The following is a 21,015-nucleotide window of genomic DNA, read 5'->3' on the forward strand; positions in this document are numbered from 1 at the left end:
CCACATCGCCCCGTAAGGGCCGGGGCGATGCGGGGCGAGGCGAGGCGAAGCGGGACGGGCGGGACGGGCGGGACGGGCGGGACAGGGGCGGGGGTCAGGCGACGATCAGATAGATCCCGTACGCCACGGCCGCCGCGCAGAGGGCGAAGCAGGCGTACGCACCCGTGCGCGCCAGCGCCGCCGTGCCCGTACCGCCGCCCTGCGCGACGGCGGACTCGCGCCTGGCGAGACCCACGATGCCCAGGGTGAACAGGCCCACGAGGGCGACGGTCGCCACGAGGCTGACCCCGAAGACGGAGCCGAGTGCTGCCCAGTCGATCTTCATACGTTCTTTCCTTAGACCGAGGCGGTTCGGACCGCGATGGTTCGGACCGAGAGGGTTCGGATCGAGATGGTTCGGACCGGGACGGTTCAGACCGAGGCGGTGCGGGCCGGCTCACCGGCGCCGCCCGGAGGGGACGGGATGGTGGCCGAGAGGTCCTGCGCGGCACCGGCCGTGGGGGGCGGGGCGACGGCCGCGACGCCGTTGGCCACGGCGTCGGCGGGCTCCCCGGCCTCGTTCTCGGTGACATTGGTGTGGTCGACCGGGCGGCGGCGCGAGGCGAGCCAGATCGCGCCGGAGAACGCCACCAGCAGCGCGGCGACGACCGCGACGCCCCAACTGCCCTGGCCGGTCAGGAACTCCGCGCAGGCGGCGACCAGACCCGCGGCGGGCAGGGTCAGCCCCCAGGCGATGAACATCCGGGTGGCGGTGGACCAGCGGACCACACCGCCCTTGCGGCCGAGGCCGGCGCCCATCACGGCCCCGGAGCAGGACTGGGTGGTGGAGAGCGAGAAGCCCAGGTGGGAGGAGGCCAGGATGACGGTCGCGGCGCTGGTCTGGGCGGCGAAGCCCTGCTGCGGCCTGAGATCGGTGAGGCCGGTGCCCATGGTGCGGATGATGCGCCAGCCGCCGAGATACGTACCGAGCGCGATCGCCGTGCCCGCGGAGACGATGACCCACATCGGGGGGTTGGAGCCGGGCGCGAGCACCCCGCCGGTGACCAGCGCGAGCGTGATGACGCCCATGGTCTTCTGCGCGTCGTTGGTGCCATGGGCGAGGGAGACCAGACCGGCGGAGGCGATCTGCCCCGCGCGATAGCCCTTGGCGGTGGCCCTGTCGTCCGTACCGCGGCCGATGCGGTACGTCAGCCGGGTGGCCAGCAGCGCCGCGAGACCCGCGACGACCGGAGCGGCGAGCGCCGGGATGAGCACCTTGGTGATGACGACACCGCCGTTGACCCCGGAGGCGCCGACGGACATCAGGGTGGCGCCGATCAGTCCGCCGAAGAGGGCGTGGGAGGAACTGGACGGCAGGCCGAGCAGCCAGGTGAAGAGATTCCAGAGGATGGCGCCGACGAGCGCCGCGAAGATCACTTCTGTCCGGATGCCGTTCTCGTTGATGAGCCCGCCGGAGATCGTTCTGGCGACCTCCACGGAGAGGAACGCGCCGACCAGATTCAGAACGGCGGACATGGCCACCGCGGTCTTGGGCTTCAGGGCGCCGGTCGAGATGGTCGTCGCCATCGCGTTGGCGGTGTCATGGAAACCGTTCGTGAAATCGAACACGAGCGCCGTCACGATCACGATCGCAAGCAGCAGTGTGATGTGTTCCATTTACCCAGGCAATCGTTCGACGTAGGGGGCCTCGGTGAACGTAGGGAGTCAGGGTGAACGGAAGATGAACTGCGCAGGGCTTCGCGGTGTCTCCCGCTGACGTCGGCGTGGATCTGTTCGGATGATCGGGAGAACGGTGTACGACACGCCGGGACACTCCTGGCAGGATCGCCGTATGACCGATCAGCAGAGCCGGGACGCGATAGCGGGGGCCTGGCAGGACTTGGTGCACACGGCCCGCAGGACGGCCGCCGAGGGGCTGGTCGTCGGCACCTCGGGCAACGTCTCGGTACGGGTCGGCGGACTCATCCTGGTCACGCCGAGTGGAATTCCCTATGAACAGCTCGGTCCCGGGGACGCCGTCGGGGTGAATCCGGACGGCCGGCAGGTCCTCGGTGAATTCACCCCCACGAGTGAGCTGCCGCTGCATCTCTCCGTTTACCGGAGCACACCGGCGCGGGCCGTGGTCCACACCCACGCCGTGCATGCCACCGCCGTCTCCACGCTCGTCCCCGAACTGCCCCTGATCCACTACATGGCGGCGGCCTTCGGCGGACCCGTCCGGGTCGCTCCGTACGCGCTGTACGGGACGGACGAACTGGCGGCGGGCATGCTCGCCGCCCTGCGGGACCGGACCGGCTGTCTGCTCCGGAACCACGGCACGGTGACCTACGGCGCCACCCTCGCCCAGGCCTACGACCGCACGGCCCAGCTCGAGTGGATGTGCCGCCTCTGGCTCACCGCCTCCTCGGTGCCGGGCCGCACCCCCTCGCTGCTCTCCGAGGACCAGCTCCGCGAGGCGGGGGAGAAGCTGAGGGGCTACGGCCAGCCCGGCCGCTGATCCGGCGGCGGCCCGTTCCCCGCCGCTCGCGTACCCCGACGGACCGCGCCCGGTGGCCGGGGCGGCCGGGGGTGACGACACTGGGACCGTGCGTCCCGCCACAGCGACGGCAGCGGCCGTCTCCACAGTGATCGGAGTCGGTGCGGCCGCGGTCGCGGCCGGCCGGCTCGCCGGCGATGCCGCGCTCAAGGCGTCACCGGGGCGGCCCCTGCCCGGCGACCCCCGGCTCACCGTGCACGCCACGGCGGCGGGACAGATCACCCTGACCCGCTGTCTCGCCGCCCTGCGCCCCGGTGTCTACGGGATCGGGAACCGGGGCGTCCACGCGGTCGTCGGACCCGTTCTGGAGGGCGTCCCGCACCCCGCGGACACCGTCGTACGGAGACTGGAGCGGGTCGGCCACGGCACCCTCGTCCCCGGTACGCGCGTACGCCTCACCCCCCAGGTCCACAGCGGCGACCCCACCACCGCGCTCGGCCTCGACCACCGCGAGGAGCGGGTGCCGGGCGAACTCGGCCTCCTGCCCGCCTGGTTCGTACCGGGAGCGCGGGACACCTGGGTGATCACCGTGCACGGTCTCGGCACCACACGCGAGCACCCCCTGAACGTCATGGAACTGCTGGCGGGGCTCCAGGTCCCCGTCCTCGATCTCGCCTACCGGGGCGACCCCGGCGCTCCCGGCTCCCCGGACGGCCTCGGTCATCTCGGCGACTCCGAGTGGCGCGACCTCGACGCGGCGATCCGGTACGCCGTCCGCTACGGCGCGGAGCGGGTCATCCTGTACGGCTGGTCCACCGGCGCCACGATGGCCCTGCATGCCGCCGCCAACTCCGCGCACAGCGAGCGGATCTCCGGGCTGGTGCTGGACTCGCCCGTGCTGGACTGGGAGGCCACCCTGCGGGCCCTCGCCACCGCCCGGCGCACCCCCACCCCGCTGCTGCCGCTGGCCGTCAGGGCGGCCCAGGGCAGGACGGGACTCCACGGCGACCGGCTGCTCCAGGCCGCCGACCCGCGCAATCTGCATGTGCCCACGCTGATCATCCACGGGCCCGACGACACCCTCGCCTCCTGGGACCCCTCCCGCGAACTCGCCGCCCTGCGCCCCGGACTGATCGGCCTCCACGCCGTGGCGCACGCTCCGCACGCCGCGATGTGGAACGCGGACCCGCCCGGCTACGAGGAAGCGCTCCGCCGCTTCCTCACCCCTCTCATGTAGCCGTCCATCAGGCCTCCTCCGTCCCGTCCGCCTCCTCGCCCCGGTCGGGCCGGGGAGACTCCCCCCGGTGTTCCGGTAGCGACAAAACAGGTTCCGTTTGGGCTTTCGGGCGGTCACCGGGAAGACTGCTCCCGTGACGTCCCGAAAGCCTGATGAGCAATTGGCGCGCAACTCCAGACTCCGACTCGTCCGCCCGAGGCCGTTGACCACGGCCCGACGGGCTGTGACCGACGGCCGTAACAGGCCGGCACCCCGGCCGCCCGAGGGCACTCCGCCCGCCGCGGAGCTGGCCCGCCAGGCCAGGGAGGTCCTCGCCGACGCGGTGCGGATCGCTCGCTGGGCGGCCGTCGACCGGGGCTCCGGCACGGGTTCCTTCGACGTGCCCGCCCAGGAACGGGCCGCCGCCGCGCTGGAGCTGACTCCGGAGCAGGTGCGCGCGGGCTGGGACCGCGCGCGGCTGGCCGGGCTCGTCGAGCTCCACGGCGGCACCGTGAGACCCGGCTGGCGGCTCCAGGCGTGGGACCGCGACGACAGCGCCGTCCAGCGCGGCTGGGTCGCCCTCTTCGACGCCTGGTCGCTGGTGCACCCGGCTCCCGAGGATGTCGCCGCCGCCACGGTCGCCGAGGTCGTCGAGGCCGTCCCCCAGGTGCTCTCGCTGCTCCAGCTCTCGGCCGGACCCGTACTCGTGCCGGCCCTGCTCGATCTGCTGCGGCAGCGGGTGGCGGAACTCCACGAGGAGCGCTGCGAGGTCCCGTACGGACCGCCGCCCGTGCCCGACGAGTCCCCGGCCGACGGGTCCCAGGCCGACGGGTCCGTGCCCGCCGCGTCCGCGCCTGCGGAGCCCATGGCGGCCGAGCCCGCGGCCCCCGAGCCCCTGGACGAGGCCCTCCTTCCCCCGCTGCTCGACTGGGCCCTCGAAGGCCTGGCCGCCGTCGGCGCGCTCACCCTGGGGGAGGGCCAGGCGACCCTGACCCCGCTCGGCAACTGGGCGGTCTGGGTCAAACTGGAACAGATCTGTGTCGCCGCCCAGAGCCCCGCCGGCAATATCGAACAGTCCGCCCAGCACATGCTGCGCGGCTGTGCCCGGCTCACCCCAGGACCGGCCCGCGCCGAATACCGGGCCTGGCTCGCCGCCCGTACGGTCGGCAGTGCCGTCACCGAACTGCTCACCGTCGCACGGGGCGAGGACGCGCTGCTGCGCGGACTGGCCTTCGAGGCGCTGCGCGTCGTCGGCGCCCCCGCCGAGGCGGGCGTACGGGCGGCGGCCGACGAGCCCTCGCTGCGCCCCTACGCGCTGCTCTGGCTGGCGGAGTACGAGGGCGCCGACCCCGACGACGCGGCCGACGTCCTCACCCGCGAGGAGTCGACCTGGCTCTGGGTGGACACCGCCGCGGCCGTCGCCGACCACGGCGAGAGCGATCTGCTGGTCCGCCATCTCGACTCGGCCGTGCAGGGCAATGTGCCCGCCCTGCTGGACGAGGTCCGGGCCGTCGGCCACCCCCGTACCGTCCAGGTCCTGGTCGCCCTGGCCGCCGCGCACCCGGATCCCGCCCTGGCCAAGGCCGTGCGCCGGGCCGCCTTCCAGGTGCACACCGGAGGCTCCTGACCCGCCGCCCGCCGCCCGCCGCTGTCGGCCTCGCCGCCGTTCACCGCGCCGCCGCCGTCGCCCGCCGCCGCCCGCCCGCGCGGCGGCGCCGGGCGGGGGAGCCTGGGGCGGGGGACCGCCTCCCGGCCCCCGCCCCGGACCGCCCGGACGCCCCGGACCGCGCCGGGCCGTCGGTCCCGAGGCCGAACGGGCGATGTGTCCCGCCGGGATCGCCCTGTCCCGGCAGGTCCCGGCCCCGTCCGCGCGGCCCCTGACTACGCTCACGCCTGATCGAGACCGGTGGTACCGGACTGCGAGCGGCGAACGGCGCGAGCAGCGAAGAACGCACAGGGACCGGGGGAGCAGTGACCGTTCCGTCCACGACCGCGACGCCGACCGTCGCGACGCCCACCGCGTCCGCGCCGTCACCGGAGAGCGGCGGGGGACCCGGCGGAAGCGGAGACAGCGGCGCGACACCCCCCACCTCCACGCGGCGCCGGCGCGCACGGCGCGGCCTCCGGCTCGCGCTCGCCGTCGTCCCGGCCGTCCTCGCGCTCCCCCTGGTGACCGCCGCCCATCAGTCCCGGCACGCCCCCTTCGGTGACCAGCTGACCGTCCACGCCCCGCCGGCCCCCGCCCCGCCCGCCGCCCAGGACCCGGTCCTGCGCACCGAGGGCCCCCGCGTCGAGGCACACGATCCGCACTCCGGCGCACTGCGCTGGGTCCATGAGCGCACCGGTCGCCGCCCCCTCGCCGTCACGGCGGCACCCGGTCACGCCTTCGCCCTGTGGAACGACGGCCTGGTCACCGACACCGAGAGCGCCACCGGCCACGCCGTCCGCTGGCACCGCGCCCTCCCCGGCCTCGCCGACTGGCTGGCCGCCGCCCCCGGCCGGGGCGCCGGAGTGCTCCAGCTCCTCGACCCCGGGTCCCGCATGCTCGCCGTCGTCACCCCGCGCCGTATCACCGCGTACCGCACCGAGGACGGTGATCTGCGCTGGGTGCTGCCCGCCGCCCGGGGCTGCGCCTTCGACCCGGGGCGCTCGGTCCGTACGCGCGGAGCCCTGCTCGTCGCCCAGCCCTGTGCCGGGAACTCCGCCTGGACGGCCGAGCTGAAGGCCGTCGACGGACTCGGCAGGATCGTGCCCGACCGCACCCCGCTCGGGAACGATCTCCCGGGCCACCGCCCGGCCGAGGGCACCGGCCACCGGCAGCGGAAAGCAGTTGCGCAGCCCGGTTAGACTGCTCCGTATGGCATTTCTCCTTGTGCATTAGCCGGCGTCGAAGACTCGCCTCCGCCTGCCCTCTTCCGCCGTCCATACCGCCCTGGAGTCTTTCCGTGATCACCGCAACCGGCGTAGAGCTGCGTGCCGGAGCCCGTGTCCTCATCGAGTCCGCCTCGTTCCGTATCGCCAAGGGGGACCGCATCGGTCTCGTGGGCCGCAACGGAGCGGGCAAGACCACCCTCACCAAGTGCCTCGCCGGTGAGGGCATCCCCGCCGCCGGCACCATCACCCGGTCCGGGGAGGTCGGGTATCTGCCGCAGGACCCGCGTACCGGCGATCTCGACGTCCTCGCCCGCGACCGCGTCCTGTCCGCCCGCGACCTCGACTCCGTGCTGAAGAAGATGCGCGAGAACGAGGACCGGATGGCCAACGGCAAGGGCGCCACCCGCGAGAAGGCGATGAAGAGGTACGAGCGCCTGGAGACGGAGTTCCTCACCAAGGGCGGGTACGCCGCCGAGGCCGAGGCCGCCACCATCGCCGCCGCGCTCGGGCTGCCCGACCGGGTGCTCGGCCAGCCCCTGCACACCCTCTCCGGCGGTCAGCGCCGCCGGGTGGAGCTGGCGCGGATCCTCTTCTCCGACGCCGACACCCTGCTGCTCGACGAGCCCACCAACCACCTCGACGCGGACTCGATCGTCTGGCTGCGCGACTACCTCAAGACGTACCGGGGCGGCTTCATCGTGATCTCCCACGATGTCGAGCTGGTCGAGACCGTGGTGAACAAGGTCTTCTACCTGGACGCCAACCGCGCGCAGATCGACGTCTACAACATGGGCTGGAAGCTCTACCAGCAGCAGCGCGAGGCCGACGAGAAGCGACGCAAGCGGGAGCGCGCCAACGCGGAGAAGAAGGCCGCCGCCCTCAACTCCCAGGCCGACAAGATGCGCGCCAAGGCCACCAAGACCGTGGCCGCGCAGAACATGGCCCGCCGGGCCGAGCGGCTGCTGTCGGGGCTGGAGGAGGTCCGCCAGTCCGACAAGGTCGCCAAGCTGCGCTTCCCCGAGCCGGCGCCCTGCGGCAGGACCCCGCTGACGGCCGAGGGCCTGTCGAAGTCGTACGGCTCTCTGGAGATCTTCACCGATGTGGATCTCGCCATTGACAAGGGCTCCCGGGTCGTCATCCTCGGCCTCAACGGCGCGGGCAAGACCACACTGCTCCGGCTGCTGGCCGGGGTCGAGAAGCCGGACACCGGAAGCGTGACCCCGGGCCACGGTCTGAAGCTGGGCTACTACGCCCAGGAGCACGAGACGCTCGATCCGGACCGCTCGGTCCTGGAGAACATGCGCTCGTCGGCGCCCGATCTCGATCTGGTCGAGGTCCGCAAGACGCTGGGCTCCTTCCTCTTCTCCGGTGACGACGTCGACAAGCCCGCCGGGGTGCTCTCCGGCGGGGAGAAGACCCGGCTGGCGCTCGCCACCCTCGTCGTCTCCTCGGCCAATGTGCTGCTCCTCGACGAGCCGACGAACAACCTGGACCCGGCCAGCCGCGAGGAGATCCTCGGCGCGCTGCGCACCTACAAGGGCGCGGTCATCCTCGTCACCCACGACGAGGGCGCGGTCCACGCGCTGGAGCCGGAGCGGATCATCCTGCTGCCCGACGGGGTCGAGGACCTCTGGGGCGCGGACTACGCGGATCTGGTCGCGCTCGCCTGACCCCCCAGGGGGCGTCCCCACGGCCACCCGGTGATCCGCGTCGGATCGCCGGGTGCTCCGGTGCGCCCGCTGCCCGCTGCCCGCTGCCCGCTGCCCGCCGCCCGCTGCCCGCCGGACGGGCCGTACGCCTGTGAACCCGTTCACCGGTGGGCCGTGCGCCCGGGGGCGTGCGCCGACGGCCGGACGGGCCGGGGAGGGCGCCGGGCGGCGCACCGGTGGTGCGTCGGTGGTGCGCTCCGGAGCGGTGCGCGGCGGTGTGTGGCGCGGTGTGCGGCAGTGTTCCACGGGGCGATCCAGACCCGATCCCGACCGTGATCCACTCCGTATGGATCATTCGGCTCAGCGGTGATCCATCATCTGTGTGAGTGCGTCTCGTACAGTCGGCGTGCCGCGCGACGGAGAGTACCGTCACAGCCATCATCCGCCCCGCCCTTATGGGTACGTCGCTGACCTGGCACTTCGACCCCTGTCATGGTCCTTGACCGCTACAGCCATGACCGGAACCGGGGATTCCGGTCGCGCCGGAAGCTTGAACTCTGCCAAAGCTTGTCGTACGGACCTTGCCGAATGGGTGGCCAGGAGGCCCGTAAGGGGTGATCATGAGAAGTCCAGAGCGCACTTCCCATGAGGAGGCACGGGTGGCCGAGACTCTGAAGAAGGGCAGCCGGGTGACCGGCGCCGCGCGCGACAAGCTCGCGGCAGACCTGAAGAAAAAGTACGACAATGGTGCGAGCATCCGGGCGCTGGCCGAGGAAACAGGCCGTTCCTATGGATTCGTCCACCGAATGCTCAGCGAGTCCGGAGTCACACTGCGGGGACGCGGCGGAGCGACCAGAGGCAAGAAGGCCGCTTCGGCCTGACGACCGTGCGCGCTCCTCATGGCCACCGGTTCGGGCGGTGGCCACCCGGGTCGATCAGGCGATCGCCCAGGTGGTTACTGTCCAGTCACTTAGCTTGATGTCCTGACTGCCCGGACCGGAGGCGCCCGTATGACTTCGCTCGACCCAGTACGCGAACCAGTACGTGAACCAGTGCTCGACACCGACGGTGTACGGCTCACCGTCGAGGACGCGGTTGCCACGGTGACCCTGACCAATCCGGCCAAGCGCAACGCCCAGTCTCCCGCTCTGTGGCGGGCGTTGACAGAAGCCGGCAGGTCACTGCCGGGCAGTGTGCGGGTCGTGGTGGTGCGTGGTGAGGGCACATCCTTCTCCGCGGGCCTCGACCGGCAGGCGTTCACCCCCGAGGGGTTCGACGGCGAGCCGTCCTTCCTGGAGCTGGCCCGGGGTTCCGACGCGGACCTCGACGCGGCCATCGCCTCGTACCAGGACGGCTTCGTCTGGCTGCGCCGCAATGACATCGTGTCGATCGCGGCCGTCCAGGGGCATGCCATCGGTGCCGGTTTCCAGCTCGCCCTGGCCTGCGACCTCCGGGTCGTCGCGTCGGATGCGCAATTCGCCATGCGCGAGACGAGTCTCGGCCTGGTCCCGGATCTCACCGGCACCCATCCGCTGGTGGGACTCGTGGGATATGCCCGTGCGCTGGAGATCTGCGCCACGGGCCGCTTCGTCCAGGCGGACGAGGCGGAGCGCACCGGGCTCGCCAATCTCGTGGTGCCCGTGGACGAACTCGACGCCGCGGTCCAGGATCTGGCGGCGGCCCTACTGGCCGCCCCCCGGGACGCGGTGATCGAGACCAAGGCGCTGCTCCAGGGTGCCTCCGGCCGCTCCTTCGAGGCCCAGCGCGCGGCCGAGCGCGCGGCGCAGGCCCGTCGGCTGCGCGATCTGGCGGGGCTCGCCGACTGACGGCGGGTGAGCACCCCGAGCGGGCCCGTCCCGCCGTCGGCCGACGGACTCACAGTTGCGGGGGCGAGGTGAGTGCCACGGCGGCCTCGCTCGTGTACATCAGGAAGGTCAGCGTCTCCTGGAAGTAGAGCCGCACGCTGGTGTCGTCGTGGGACAGATAGCCGATGGACACGTCCTGACCGAGCCGGAGTTCGAAGTCGCCGCCGCGCGAGGAGAGCAGGAAGGCACCGTCGATGGCGGGCGCCCAGATGATCTCGCCGTCCAGCACCCGGTCGATGTGTTTGTGGATCGGATATCCGTGGTCGGACGTCTCGTTGACGGCGGTGTACGCGTCGGCGCTCAGCGCCAGGGTGTACGGGCCGCCGACGCCCGCCAGCCGCAGGGTGGAGACGGCCTGGCTGATGGCGTCCGGGTAGTCGCGCACCTCGGCGGGAAGGGTCAGCTCCGGGTTGGACGTGCTCTGCCGGATGCCCGCGATGCCCGCCGCCCGGTAGCCCTCGAAGACCGCCCGGTCCTCGGCGAAGGCGATCTTCCGGGCGGCGTCCTTCACCGGCTGCCAGTCCGCGTCCTTGGCGCCGCGCTCGACATCGTCCACCTGCCGGCGGTCGACGGTGAACGGCACCCGCAGCTCGACCAGCGGCTGTGACACCCGGGTGTGGGCGAGGACCCCGTCGGCCGGCGGATCGACGGCGTCGAGATGGCCGGTTCCTGTCGCCGCCGTCACGAGGCCGGCGGGCTCGGGCACATCCACGATCCGGCGGGCGGCCACATGGCGCACGAAGGTGCGCCGTGCCTCTTCCTCCAGATCCGCCCACGCGGCATCGGAGATGGGCGCCAGGTCACGGTGCAGGTTCTTCATCGGGGATGCTCCTCTTCAGGTCACCGCTCTTCGGGCCACCGCTTTTCAGGTCACCGATCCCGAGCGAGCCGTCGGTGCTCCGTGTGTGGATCGCCGGGGCTTCCGCCCCCGCTCCCGGTCCCGTATCCGGTCCCGCCGCCCCTGCCTCCCCGGCTCCGGCCTCGGCTCCTGCCGCTCCGGCCTGGGATCCGGCCTCCACTCCGGGCGGGTCCGGCGGATCGTCGAGGAAGTCGGCGCTGGGCGCGAAGAAGAGCGTGCCGGTCACGGCGGTGGAGAAGTCCAGGATCCGGTCGTGGGTGGCCGACGGACTGCCGAGAAACATGTTCTCCAGCATCTTCTCGGTGACCTCGGGGGTCCGGGCGTAGCCGATGAAGTACGTGCCGAACTCGCCACGCCCCACATGGCCGAACGGCATGTTGTCGCGCAGGATCTTCCGCTCGGTGCCGTCGGGGTCCGTGATCGTGTTCAGCGCGACATGCGAGTCGACGGGTTTGACGTCGTCGGCCATCTCGATGTCGGAGAGTTTCGTACGGCCGATCACCCGCTCCTGCGCCTCGACGGGCAGGGCGTTCCACGCGTCCAGGTCGTGCAGGTACTTCTGCACGATCACATAGCTCCCACCGGCGAACCCCGGGTCCTCGTCCCCGGTCAGCACCGCCGCCCGCGCCACGGGTCCGACCGGGTTCTCGGTCCCGTCGACGAAGCCGAGCAGATCGCGTACGTCGAAGTACTTGAACCCATGCACCTCGTCGTGGACCGTGACGGCCCCCCGCAGCCGGTCCATGATCTCGGAGGCCAGATTGAAACAGAGGTCCAGCCGCGCGGCCCGGACATGGAACAGCAGATCACCGGGGGTGGACACCGCGCGATGCCCCGTCGGGCCGACGAGTTCGCGGAAGGGATGCAGCCCGGCCGGGCGCGGTCCGCCGAACAGACGGTCCCAGACCTGGGAGCCGATACCGGCGACACAGCTCAACTGCCCGTCGGGCGCGCGGAAACCTACCGCGCGCTGGAGCCCCGCCAGATCCGGCAGCAGATCCCGTACGACCGGCTCGCCCCCCGGGTCCACCGTCACCACCAGGAAGATCGCCGCGCCCGTGAGCGGGCTCAGTACCGGCTGCGGGATCACCTCCGGGGCGGGAGAGGCCATGGGCGCCTACCTCCTCACGCGTAGCGGGGCCGCCACGCCGACCGGTACCCCGGCCTGACCTGCACCATTGTCCTGGGCGCCGACCAGCCCCGCATCCGGTGGCAGAGCGCGCGGCGGGGGCCGGGGGCGCGTGGCGGTCCGGCGCGCGGCGGACCGCACCGGCGGACCGGGGGAGCGCGGCGGGACCGTACCGGCGGACCGAGCGCGCCGGCGGGCCGCGCCGCGCCGGGGCCTTCAGCGCGGCGCGCCGACCGCTGTCGCCGTGATCAGCACCGCCACCGAAGGCCCGCCCGGTACGGCCGCCGCGACCCTCTCCCGTACCGCCCGCGCCACATCCAGCGGCCGGTGCCCCGCCGCCGTCGCCAGCTCCACCCGGACATGCCCGGGAGTGCCGGCCACCGCGCTGCCCAGCGTCCGGGTCAGACAGGCCACACCCGGCACCGAGGCGGCCGTCAGCCCGGGTTCGCCCTCCGGGACGGCCGTCTGTAGCTCGATCGGAGCAGCCGGTCCCGCCGGGGATTCCGACGCCGGGCCGAGCAGGGCCGTCACCCGCAGATCGATCTCCGAGACCCGCAGCCCCAGCCCCTCCGCCGCGCGGGTGTACAGCACCGCGCGCAGCCGTTCCGCCACAGCGGGCAGGGGCTCGTCCGTCATCGCCGTGAACCGCTCGCCGAACTCCGCCTCGATACGGAGCCGTCCGGGTGGCAGCGCGCTCGGCGGCGGGGGTACGGAGGGCTCCTCCGCCGAGGCCGGGTCCACGGGGGAGAGCCGCACCGTGCCGAGCACGGCGCCGGGCATCTCCGCCGCCGCCCGTCTCAGTTCCTCCACCGCCGCGCGTTCCGCCAGCCATGTCCCGTCGGCGGCCCCGCCCAGGGGAAGCAGTCTGCCCAGGTCGAGCCGCCGGCGTACGGCGGCCGTCCAACTGTCGGAGCTGTGCGCAGTCGTCATTCCTCCAGCCTGCCGCATCCACGGCGCGGTGCGGGGAAAGCGGACCTAGTCTGAGGAGCGAAGTCCCCGACCGCCCGGAAAGGACGAACGGCGATGTCAGACAGCACACCTCGCAATCAGTCAGCGCCCTCCGCCGCAGAGCTCTCGGGCGAGGACGGGAGGCGGACGTCCGTCACCAAGCGCGGGGGCGGCCCTCCCGCCACGCGGGGCCGCACCACCATCGCCGACGGCGTGGTGGAGAAGATCGCCGGGATGGCGGCCCGGGACGTGCTCGGTGTGCACGCCATGGGCAGCGGCATCTCCCGTACCTTCGGCGCGATGCGCGACCGGGTCCCCGGCGGCACCAGATCCGTCAGCCGGGGTGTGAAGGCCGAGGTGGGCGAGGTACAGACGGCCCTCGACCTGGAGATCGTCGTCGACTACGGCGTCTCGATCACCCAAGTGGCCGCCGCCGTACGGGAGAACGTCATCGCGGCGGTCGAGCGGATGACGGGCCTTGAGGTCGTCGAGGTCAATATCGCCGTCAGTGACGTCAAGCTGCCCGACGAGGAAGATGACGAGGACCAGGACACGCGGGTCCAGTAGGCCACCGCCGACGAGGCGGTGGAAGCGCGGAAAGCGCGGGAAGCGCGTGGACGAGCAGCGGAAGAGGAGCGAACGATGAGCATGGCGGTGGTCGGCCTGGTGGCCGGTATGGCGCTCGGTTTCGCCGGATACTTCGGCGGCTTCGGTGCCTTTGTGCTGGTGGCCGCGTTGGGAGCGGTCGGATTCGTGGCGGGGCGGTTCATCGACGGCGATCTCGAACCGGGCGATTTCTTCCGCACCCGCGACCGCGACCGCGACGGCCGGCGGCGGTGATCCCGCGTGGCCGGTGACGGGGTGGCGGCCGGTGAGCGGGTGGCGGCCGGCGAACGCGGGGCGACCACGATCGCCGACCGGGTCGTCGCGAAGATCGCCGCGCGGGCGGCGCGCGAGGCGCTCGACGGTGTGCCCCAAGGGGGCTCCGCGCCGTACGCCACCGTCACGGTGCACCGTGACATCGCGCAGGTTCGGATCGGGGTCGAGCTGGACTACCCCTCGGACATCGGTACGCAGTGCGGCGCGGTACGGACCCGGGTCGCCCAGCGGGTGAGGGACTTGGCGGGCATGGACGTACCCGAGGTGGTGGTGCGGGTCGAGCGGCTCCACTCCGTCCAGTCGCGTCTGACGGCACGGGGGAGGGTCCGGTGAGCGATCCGGCGGACGGTCCGGTCGGCGGACCCGCGAGCGGTGAGGCGCCCGAGGCAGCGGCCGGGCGGGAAGCGGCGCCCGCACGCGGCGGCGCACCGGGCGGGCAAGGCGGTACAGGCGGACAAGGCGATACGGGTGGGTCAGGCGGCACGGGCGGACAAGGCGGCACGGGCGGGTCAGGCGGTACGGGCGGGCCGCCCGGCCTCGACCTGTCCGCCTCCGCCACCCGGTACGAGCCGCGGCCGACACTCTCCGGCGAGGCGGACCACCGGGCCGGGCGCTTCTGGTCCTCGCGGCGGATCCCCGCGGCGCTGGTCTCGTTGATCCTCCTCGGCGCCGCCGGCCTGCTGCTGTACGACATCGCGGCGGTACGGGCGGGGCAGCCCGCGATGTACTGGCGCCGCAGACTCGCCGACGAACTGGCCAGGCAGCCGCTCGACCGAACCTGGGTGCTGGTCGGCGCGTGCGTCGCGATGGCGCTCGGGCTGTGGCTGGTCGTGCTCGCCCTGACCCCCGGCCTGCGCCGGGTCCTGCCCATGCGCCGGGATGTCGCCGAGGTGCGGGGCGGGCTCGACCGGGAGGCCGCCGCGCTGGTGCTGCGCGACCGGGCCATGGAGGTCTCCGGGGTGCAGTCCGCGCGGGTACGGGTGGGCCGCTCCAGGGTGAGGGCGCGGGCCCTCTCCCACTTCCGGGAACTCGACGCGGTACGGGCCGACCTGGACGAGGCGCTGGGCACCGGCATCGGCGAACTGGGCCTCGCGAGGCCGCCCTCGCTGACGGTGCGGGTCCGCAGGCCGGTGAAGAAGGGGTGACGGGATGATCCGGGTGGTCAACCGCGTGCTGCTGGCGCTGGTCGGCCTGGTGCTGCTGTGCGCGGGGGGTGTGGTGCTCGCCCAGGGACTGGGGTGGTCGGTGCCGTCCTGGTGGCCGTACAGCGGACCGCACCAGGTCCTGCTCAGCCGTGCGGCCCGGGAGCGGTACCGCGCCGACGGCTGGTGGTGGCCGGTGGTGATCGCCGGCCTCGCGGTCCTGGTGGTCCTGGCCCTGTGGTGGCTGCTGGCCCAGCTCCACCGGGCCCGGCTGGCGGAGGTGCTGATCGACAGCGGCGACGGACAGGGCGCGCTGCTGCGCGGACGCGCGCTGGAAGGGGTGCTGGAGGACGACGCGGAGTCCCTCGACGGCGTGGCCCGCGCCCATGTCCGCCTCAGGGGCCGCCGCTCGGGGCCGTCCGCCCGTATCCGGCTGCTCCTGGAACCCCACGCGTCGCCGCACCAGTCGCTGAACCGCCTCACCGACGAGGCACTGGCCCAGGCCCGTGAGTCGACGGGCCTGGCCGCGCTCCCCTCGGAAGTCCGCCTCCGGGCGTCCCGCCACGGCGCGGAACGAGTCACCTGACCCCCGCGTCCCCGTCCTTCCCCCGCCCGGGGAGGGACGGGGGAGTGGCGGGAGCGGGGGCAGGACCTGGGGTCCTTCGTTCGGATCTGGCTGGGCTAGAAGCCGTGGCGGGCGCCGCCGTCGACCGGGAGCATGACGCCGGTCAGATACGACGCCGCCGGCGAGAGCAGGAACGCGGCCGTCCTGCCGAACTCCGCCGGCGTGCCGTACCGCCGCAGCGGGATACGGGCCTCATGGGCCGCCCGCGCCACCTCCGGATCGCCCGACAGCGAGTCCAGCTCGCGGACGCGGTCCGTGTCGATACGGGCCGGCAGCAGGCCGAGCACCCGGATGCCACGCGGGCCGAGTTCGTACGCCAGGGACTTCGCGAAGCCCGCGAGGCCCGGACGCAGGCCGTTGGAGATCGTCAGACCCGGTATCGGCTCATGGACCGAGCCCGAGAGGACGAAGCCGATGACGCCCCCCTCGCCCAGTTCCGCCGCCGCCGCGCGGGCCAGCCGTACCGCCCCCAGGAAGACCGACTCGAACGCCGCCCGCCACTGCTCGTCCGTGCTGTCCTGCGCGAGCCCCGGCGGCGGGCCCCCGACGCTGATCAGAATGCCGTCGAAGCCGCCGAACTCCTGCCGCGCCGCCCCGATCAGACGCTCCGCCACGTCCGGGTCCGCGTTGTCCGCGGCCAGCCCGTACACACCGGGTCCGATGGCCGCGGCGGTCCTGCCGACGTTCTGCTCGTCCCGTCCGGAGATGACGACCTTCGCGCCGTCCTCGGCCAGCGCCTCGGCCGCCGCCCGGCCCAGCCCGCGCGACGCGCCCGTCACGACATAGACACGGTCTTTCAGTCCAAGATCCATGGGCCTATCCTGCCGTGCGCTCCCCGGCGAGCGTCAGGGCGGTCACCACCAGTCCGATATGACTGAACGCCTGGGGGAAGTTCCCGAGTTGCCGCCGCGCCACCGGGTCGTACTCCTCCGAGAGCAGCCCGACATCGTTGCGGAGCGAGAGCAGCCGCTCGAACAGCTCCTTCGCCTCCTCCGTACGCCCCGTCAGATGCAGCGCGTCGGCCAGCCAGAACGAGCAGACCAGGAACGCGCCCTCCTCGCCCGGCAGTCCGTCCACGCCCGGCCCCGTCGTGCTGTAGCGGCGCAGCAGACCGTCGTGCCCCAGCTCCGCCCGTACCGCGTCGATCGTGCCGGTGACCCGTGGATCGTCCGGCGGCAGAAACCCGACCCGGGGAATGAGCAGGGTCGCCGCGTCCAGCTCGGCGGACCCGTAGGACTGGGTGAAGGTGTTCCGTTCCGGGTCGTACCCCCGCTCGCACACGTCCCGGTGGACCTCGTCCCGCATCGCCCGCCAGCGGTCCGCGTCGCCGCTGAGCCGCGGATCGGTCTCCAGGGTCCGTACGGCCCGGTCGGCGGCCACCCACGCCATCACCTTGGAGTGCACGAAGTGCCGGCGGGGCCCCCGGACCTCCCACAGCCCCTCGTCCGGTTCGCGCCACTTCGACTCCAGGAAGCTGAGCAGGGTCAGTTCCAGACTCCAGGCGTGCGGTTTCGGCGCCAGCCCCGAGGTCCGTGCCACATGGAACGAGTCGATGACCTCCCCGTACACATCGAGCTGGAGCTGATCGACCGCGCTGTTGCCGGTGCGCACCGGGGTGGAGCCCGCGTATCCGCTCAGCCAGCCCAGCTCGCTCTCCGGCAGCCGCCGTTCACCGGCCAGCCCGTACATGATCTGAAGATCGGCCGGATCTCCGGCCACGGCGCGCAGCAGCCAGTCCCGCCAGGCCGCCGCCTCCTCCAGATAGCCGACCGACAGCAGCGCCCCCAGCGTCAGCGTCGAGTCCCGCAGCCAGCAGTAGCGGTAGTCCCAGTTGCGTACGCCGCCCAGCGCCTCCGGCAGGGAGGTGGTCGGCGCCGCGACGATGCCGCCCGTCGGACGGTACGTCAGCGCCTTGAGCGTGATGAGCGAGCGCATCACGGCGGCGCGGTTCGGGCCGGTGTACCGGCTGCGCGCCGACCAGATCGCCCAGTCCTCCAGACACTGCGCCAGCGCCTCGAACGGGTCGATGAGCGCCGGGCGCGGCTGGTGCGAGGGATGCCAGGTGAGGACGAACGCCACCCGTTCGCCCTCGGCGACGGTGAAGGACGAGCGGGTGCTGTACTGCTGCCCCCAGGTCCTCACCTCGGGCTCGCTGCGCAGCCAGACGGAGTCGGGGCCCGCGACCGCGAGCCGGTGACCCTCCTCACGCCGTATCCAGGGCACGACCGAACCGAAGTCGAAGCGCAGCCGCAGGGTGGAGCTCATCTCGACGGAGCCGCTGACGCCCTCGATGATCCGCACGACGTCGGGGGCCTCGTCGCGCTGCGGCATGAAGTCGATGACCTTGACCGTGCCGGTACGGGTCTCCCACAGGGATTCGAGCACCAGCGTCTCGCCCAGATAGCCACGCTGTGTGCAGTCGCCCGCGCCCTCGGGGGCGACCCGCCAGTGGCCGTTCTCCTCGTCACCGAGCAGTGCGGCGAAGCAGGCCGCCGAGTCGAAGCGAGGAAGGCACAGCCAGTCGATGGAGCCGTTCCTGCCGACGAGGGCGGCGGTCTGGAGATCGCCGATGAGCGCGTAGTCCTCGATGCGTTGAGTCACGCTCAGGGCTGTTCCCGCCCCGCGGGGGGGTTAAGCAGGACGGTCAGGCCGTCGCGGGCGCGCGCTCCGGCTCGGACGCGGGCACGCCCCGCCCGGCCGCCGTCGCCCGGTCGCGCTTCTCACGGCGTACCAGGACCACCCAGCCGACGGGGACGGCCGCGGCGAACAGCCACCACTGGACCGCGTACGCCATGTGCGGTCCGATCGAACTGTCGTCGGGGGTCGGGATCTGCTCGGGAGAACCAGCGGCCGGCACGGGAGCGGTCTGCTCGATGTAGCCGCCGAGGACGGTACGGCCGAGGGCCTTCCCCTGCCGCTCACTGTTGATCAGCATGACCTGCCGGGCCGGGAGATCCTGGACGTCCCTGATCCCGGTGGCCGCCGCCGTCTCGTCGGCCTTCAGCCGGCCGGTGACGGTGACCTCACCCTTCGGCGGGGCCGGGATCTCGGGGAAGGCCCGCTGGTCGCCGGTGCCCGGGACCCAGCCCCGGTTGACGACGACGGCCCGGCCGTCGCGCAGGACGAGCGGGGTGAGGACGTGATAGCCGACCTGGTCGTCGGCGGAGGTCCTGCGGCGTACGACGACCTCGTGCGCGGTGTCGAACGTGCCGGTCGCGGTGACGGTGCGCCAGTAGTCCGCGCGCGGGACGGTGTGCCCGGGGGACGTCAGCTCCGTGACCGGGACGGGTTTCGCCTTGAGGTTGTCCGAGATCAGGGAGTTCTGCGACACCCGGTGCTCGTGCCGGTGGAGCTGCCAGAAACCCAGCTCGATCATCGCGGGGATGAGGGCGAGGCCGAGCAGGGTGAGGATCACCCACTGCCGGGACAACAGGAAGCGGTACACACCATCGACCGTACCCGGCGGCCGGTGGCCGCCGGACGGCGGGTGGGTGGTGGAGGACGATGAGGGATGATCCGGACAGCGCCCCCGGCTCAGACCCTGTCGACGATGCCCACCCTGCCGTCGGCGCGGGCGCAGTGCCCGCCGCAGAACCAGTGGCCGTCGACCTCCACCCCCTGCCCGATGATCTGGACCCGGCAGTGCTCACAGATGGGCGCCATGCGGTGGATGGCGCAGGAGAAACAGTCGAAGACATGCACCGCGCCCTGCGCGTGCACCTCGAACGACATGCCGTAATCGTTTCCGCAGACCTCGCAACGTGCCATGCGCCACAGAGTGGGATGCCCCGTGGCGGTACGCGAGTGGGCCGCAGGCGAGTCGCCCGCCAATCACCCGTCTGCGGGGACGGACCGGGCGGCGGGCGCCGGAAAGAGCTCGCCGGCCTGCGCGGGGACGGAACCGCCGGCCTGCGCGGGAACGGAACCGCCGGCCTGCGCGGGGACGGAACCGGACGCGGAACCGGCGGTGGGCGCGGGGACGGAACCGCGCGCCGGTGCCACATCCCGGAGGAGCTGGGTGAAGGCCGCCTCGTCGATCACCGGTGTGCCGTACGACGCCGCCTTGACCGTCTTGGACGTCGAGGACCCCGGGTCATTGGTCACCAGCAGACTCGTCAGCCGGGAGACGCTCGTCGCCACATGCAGCCCCGCCTCCACGGCCCGGTCCTCCAGCAGCTCGCGGTCGACCGAGGTGTCGCCCGAGAACGCCACCCGCATCCCCTGCACCAGCGCCCCGCCCGGTTCGTACCGCCCGGGGTTCGGATAGGGGCAGGCGGGCCGCTTGCGGGAGGGGCGCCAGCTCGTCTGCCGGTAGGCGGGCTGATATCCGGCCCGGGGCCGCGCCGGGGCGTCCGACCACTCGGTGAGCGGCAGGCACTCCAGCAGCGGCAGCCGTACGCCCCCGCGCGCGGCGGCGTGCAGACTCGGCCGGAACGCCTCGGCCAGCACCCGCGCGTCGTCGAGCGCGTGGTGCGCGCGCTGCTGCACGACACCGAAGTGCGCGGCCAGCGACTCCAGTTTGTGGTTGGGCAGGGGCAGGCCCAGCTCCTTGGAGAGCGCGATGGTGCACAGCCGCTGGCGGGTGGGCGCGGTCCGCGCGGCGCGCGCGTACTCCCGCGCGATCATCGACCAGTCGAAGATCGCGTTGTGCGCCACGAGCACCCGGCCGTCGAGCCGCTCGGCCAGCTCGCCCGCGATCTCGGGGAAGAGCGGGGCGTCGGCGAGCATCTCGCTCGTCAGCCCGTGGATCCACACGGGCCCCGGGTCGCGCTCCGGATTGACCACCGTGTACCAGTGGTCCTCGACATCGCCCCGGGCGTCCAGGCGGTAGACGGCAGCGGACACTATCCGGTCGTCGCGTGCGAGTCCGGTGGTCTCCACGTCGACGACCGCGTACCCCTGGGGGTAGGCGGCCGGCCACATCGCTGAAGTCGTATGGTCGTCGAGCATGGTCACAGAGAATACGGGCCGGGACTGACAGAGCTGACGCCCGGTCGGCCGCTACCCGCCCTCACCCCGGGCGAGCCGTCGTACCGTCAAGGGCCCTGCGGCGACGGCGCGCAGAGACACCTGGCCGTGCCGGACATCCGCCCGACGGGCGCGCGGCCGGCCCCGGCCCTGACAGCCCCCGGCCCTGACAGCCCCCGGCCCTCCCGGCCGCTGAACAGCCACCAGGACCTAGGACTTGTCCGGCCGATCATGTTCGGAGCCAGATGGTGAGGGCTGCCGCTGTTGCGGTGCCGAGGAAGACGTAGCCACGCTTGTCGTATCGGGTGGCCACGGCCCGGTGCTGTTTCAGCCTGTTGATGGCCCGTTCGACGGTGTTGCGTTTCTTGTACCGTTCTTCGTCGAA

The 21,015-nt window shown here is 72.7% G+C and carries 22 protein-coding genes and 1 pseudogene; 12 read left to right on the forward strand and 11 right to left on the reverse strand.

Translation table 11 applies throughout. The annotated features are described in order from the left end of the window. Positions 1-94: 94 nt before the first annotated feature. Entirely contained in the window at positions 95-325 is a 231-nt protein-coding gene (locus ACFYYH_RS17965) for a hypothetical protein (RefSeq protein ID WP_388551637.1), read from the reverse strand. 86 nt (positions 326-411) lie between these two features. Further along, positions 412-1,656: an anion permease gene (locus ACFYYH_RS17970; RefSeq protein WP_388551638.1), complete on the reverse strand. Its 1,245-nt coding sequence runs from the start codon at positions 1,654-1,656 to the stop codon at positions 412-414. A gap of 175 nt (positions 1,657-1,831) precedes the next feature. Between ACFYYH_RS17970 and ACFYYH_RS17975 the strand changes: the two genes are divergently transcribed. The 7 genes from ACFYYH_RS17975 to ACFYYH_RS18005 all read left to right on the forward strand — a co-directional run bounded on the left by ACFYYH_RS17975 (position 1,832) and on the right by ACFYYH_RS18005 (position 10,041). Further along, complete coding sequence (locus ACFYYH_RS17975; protein WP_388551640.1) at positions 1,832-2,497, forward strand: class II aldolase/adducin family protein; 666 nt, start codon at positions 1,832-1,834, stop codon at positions 2,495-2,497. A gap of 88 nt (positions 2,498-2,585) precedes the next feature. Then, entirely contained in the window at positions 2,586-3,713 is a 1,128-nt protein-coding gene (locus tag ACFYYH_RS17980) for an alpha/beta hydrolase (protein ID WP_388551641.1), read from the forward strand. A 223-nt stretch (positions 3,714-3,936) separates the two neighbouring features. Continuing rightward, positions 3,937-5,319 carry a hypothetical protein gene (locus ACFYYH_RS17985; RefSeq protein WP_388551642.1) on the forward strand — a complete coding sequence of 461 codons (1,383 nt, stop codon included), beginning with the start codon at positions 3,937-3,939 and terminating at the stop codon, positions 5,317-5,319. 344 nt (positions 5,320-5,663) lie between these two features. Beyond that, positions 5,664-6,539 carry a hypothetical protein gene (locus tag ACFYYH_RS17990; protein WP_388551644.1) on the forward strand — a complete coding sequence of 292 codons (876 nt, stop codon included), beginning with the start codon at positions 5,664-5,666 and terminating at the stop codon, positions 6,537-6,539. 98 nt (positions 6,540-6,637) lie between these two features. Next, positions 6,638-8,236, forward strand: a complete 1,599-nt coding sequence (locus tag ACFYYH_RS17995) for an ABC-F family ATP-binding cassette domain-containing protein (RefSeq protein WP_388551645.1) — start codon at positions 6,638-6,640, stop codon at positions 8,234-8,236. 638 nt (positions 8,237-8,874) lie between these two features. Next, a complete protein-coding gene (locus tag ACFYYH_RS18000) occupies positions 8,875-9,096 on the forward strand; it encodes a helix-turn-helix domain-containing protein (RefSeq protein WP_030753304.1) in 222 nt (73 codons plus the stop codon). A gap of 129 nt (positions 9,097-9,225) precedes the next feature. Beyond that, positions 9,226-10,041 (forward strand): enoyl-CoA hydratase/isomerase family protein, encoded by an 816-nt coding sequence (locus tag ACFYYH_RS18005; protein ID WP_388551647.1) that lies wholly within the window; start codon positions 9,226-9,228, stop codon positions 10,039-10,041. A 49-nt stretch (positions 10,042-10,090) separates the two neighbouring features. Here ACFYYH_RS18005 and ACFYYH_RS18010 read toward each other — a convergent pair whose 3' ends face one another. From ACFYYH_RS18010 to ACFYYH_RS18020, 3 genes are all read right to left on the reverse strand, one after another. Continuing rightward, a complete protein-coding gene (locus ACFYYH_RS18010; RefSeq protein WP_388551648.1) occupies positions 10,091-10,900 on the reverse strand; it encodes a family 1 encapsulin nanocompartment shell protein in 810 nt (269 codons plus the stop codon). Next, a complete protein-coding gene (locus ACFYYH_RS18015; RefSeq protein WP_388551650.1) occupies positions 10,881-12,050 on the reverse strand; it encodes a Dyp-type peroxidase in 1,170 nt (389 codons plus the stop codon). Before ACFYYH_RS18015 ends, ACFYYH_RS18010 begins: the two co-directional genes overlap by 20 nt. Before the next feature lie 234 nt (positions 12,051-12,284). Then, complete coding sequence (locus ACFYYH_RS18020; RefSeq protein ID WP_388551652.1) at positions 12,285-12,998, reverse strand: hypothetical protein; 714 nt, start codon at positions 12,996-12,998, stop codon at positions 12,285-12,287. 93 nt (positions 12,999-13,091) lie between these two features. Between ACFYYH_RS18020 and ACFYYH_RS18025 the strand changes: the two genes are divergently transcribed. From ACFYYH_RS18025 to amaP, 5 genes are all read left to right on the forward strand, one after another. Then, on the forward strand, positions 13,092-13,583 hold the full coding sequence (locus tag ACFYYH_RS18025; RefSeq protein WP_388551653.1) for an Asp23/Gls24 family envelope stress response protein: 492 nt from the start codon (positions 13,092-13,094) through the stop codon (positions 13,581-13,583). A gap of 75 nt (positions 13,584-13,658) precedes the next feature. Then, entirely contained in the window at positions 13,659-13,856 is a 198-nt protein-coding gene (locus ACFYYH_RS18030) for a hypothetical protein (RefSeq protein WP_388551655.1), read from the forward strand. 6 nt (positions 13,857-13,862) lie between these two features. Further along, positions 13,863-14,228, forward strand: a complete 366-nt coding sequence (locus ACFYYH_RS18035; RefSeq protein ID WP_388551656.1) for a hypothetical protein — start codon at positions 13,863-13,865, stop codon at positions 14,226-14,228. Continuing rightward, positions 14,225-15,040 carry a DUF6286 domain-containing protein gene (locus ACFYYH_RS18040; RefSeq protein ID WP_388551658.1) on the forward strand — a complete coding sequence of 272 codons (816 nt, stop codon included), beginning with the start codon at positions 14,225-14,227 and terminating at the stop codon, positions 15,038-15,040. The genes ACFYYH_RS18035 and ACFYYH_RS18040 overlap by 4 nt, the downstream gene beginning before the upstream one ends. 4 nt (positions 15,041-15,044) lie before the next feature. Further along, complete coding sequence (gene amaP, locus ACFYYH_RS18045; protein WP_388551660.1) at positions 15,045-15,623, forward strand: alkaline shock response membrane anchor protein AmaP; 579 nt, start codon at positions 15,045-15,047, stop codon at positions 15,621-15,623. A 95-nt stretch (positions 15,624-15,718) separates the two neighbouring features. On the opposite strand, the gene ACFYYH_RS18050 is transcribed toward amaP, so the two are convergent. From ACFYYH_RS18050 to ACFYYH_RS18075, 6 genes and pseudogenes are all read right to left on the reverse strand, one after another. Beyond that, positions 15,719-16,474: an SDR family oxidoreductase gene (locus tag ACFYYH_RS18050; protein ID WP_388551662.1), complete on the reverse strand. Its 756-nt coding sequence runs from the start codon at positions 16,472-16,474 to the stop codon at positions 15,719-15,721. A gap of 4 nt (positions 16,475-16,478) precedes the next feature. Continuing rightward, the gene (locus ACFYYH_RS18055) at positions 16,479-18,263 is read right to left on the reverse strand and encodes a glycoside hydrolase family 15 protein (protein WP_388551664.1); all 1,785 of its coding nucleotides are present in this window, start codon (positions 18,261-18,263) and stop codon (positions 16,479-16,481) included. 43 nt (positions 18,264-18,306) lie between these two features. Next, complete coding sequence (locus ACFYYH_RS18060; protein ID WP_388551665.1) at positions 18,307-19,107, reverse strand: SURF1 family protein; 801 nt, start codon at positions 19,105-19,107, stop codon at positions 18,307-18,309. Positions 19,108-19,196: 89 nt separating this feature from the next. Beyond that, positions 19,197-19,430: a hypothetical protein gene (locus ACFYYH_RS18065; RefSeq protein ID WP_388551667.1), complete on the reverse strand. Its 234-nt coding sequence runs from the start codon at positions 19,428-19,430 to the stop codon at positions 19,197-19,199. Between the two features lie 63 nt (positions 19,431-19,493). Then, the gene (locus ACFYYH_RS18070) at positions 19,494-20,618 is read right to left on the reverse strand and encodes a DEDDh family exonuclease (RefSeq protein ID WP_388551669.1); all 1,125 of its coding nucleotides are present in this window, start codon (positions 20,616-20,618) and stop codon (positions 19,494-19,496) included. 241 nt (positions 20,619-20,859) lie between these two features. Then, positions 20,860-21,015: pseudogene (locus ACFYYH_RS18075) on the reverse strand (IS5/IS1182 family transposase); the annotation flags it as partial.

The organism is Streptomyces sp. NPDC002018, from assembly GCF_042890865.1.
Lineage (GTDB): Bacteria > Actinomycetota > Actinomycetes > Streptomycetales > Streptomycetaceae > Streptomyces.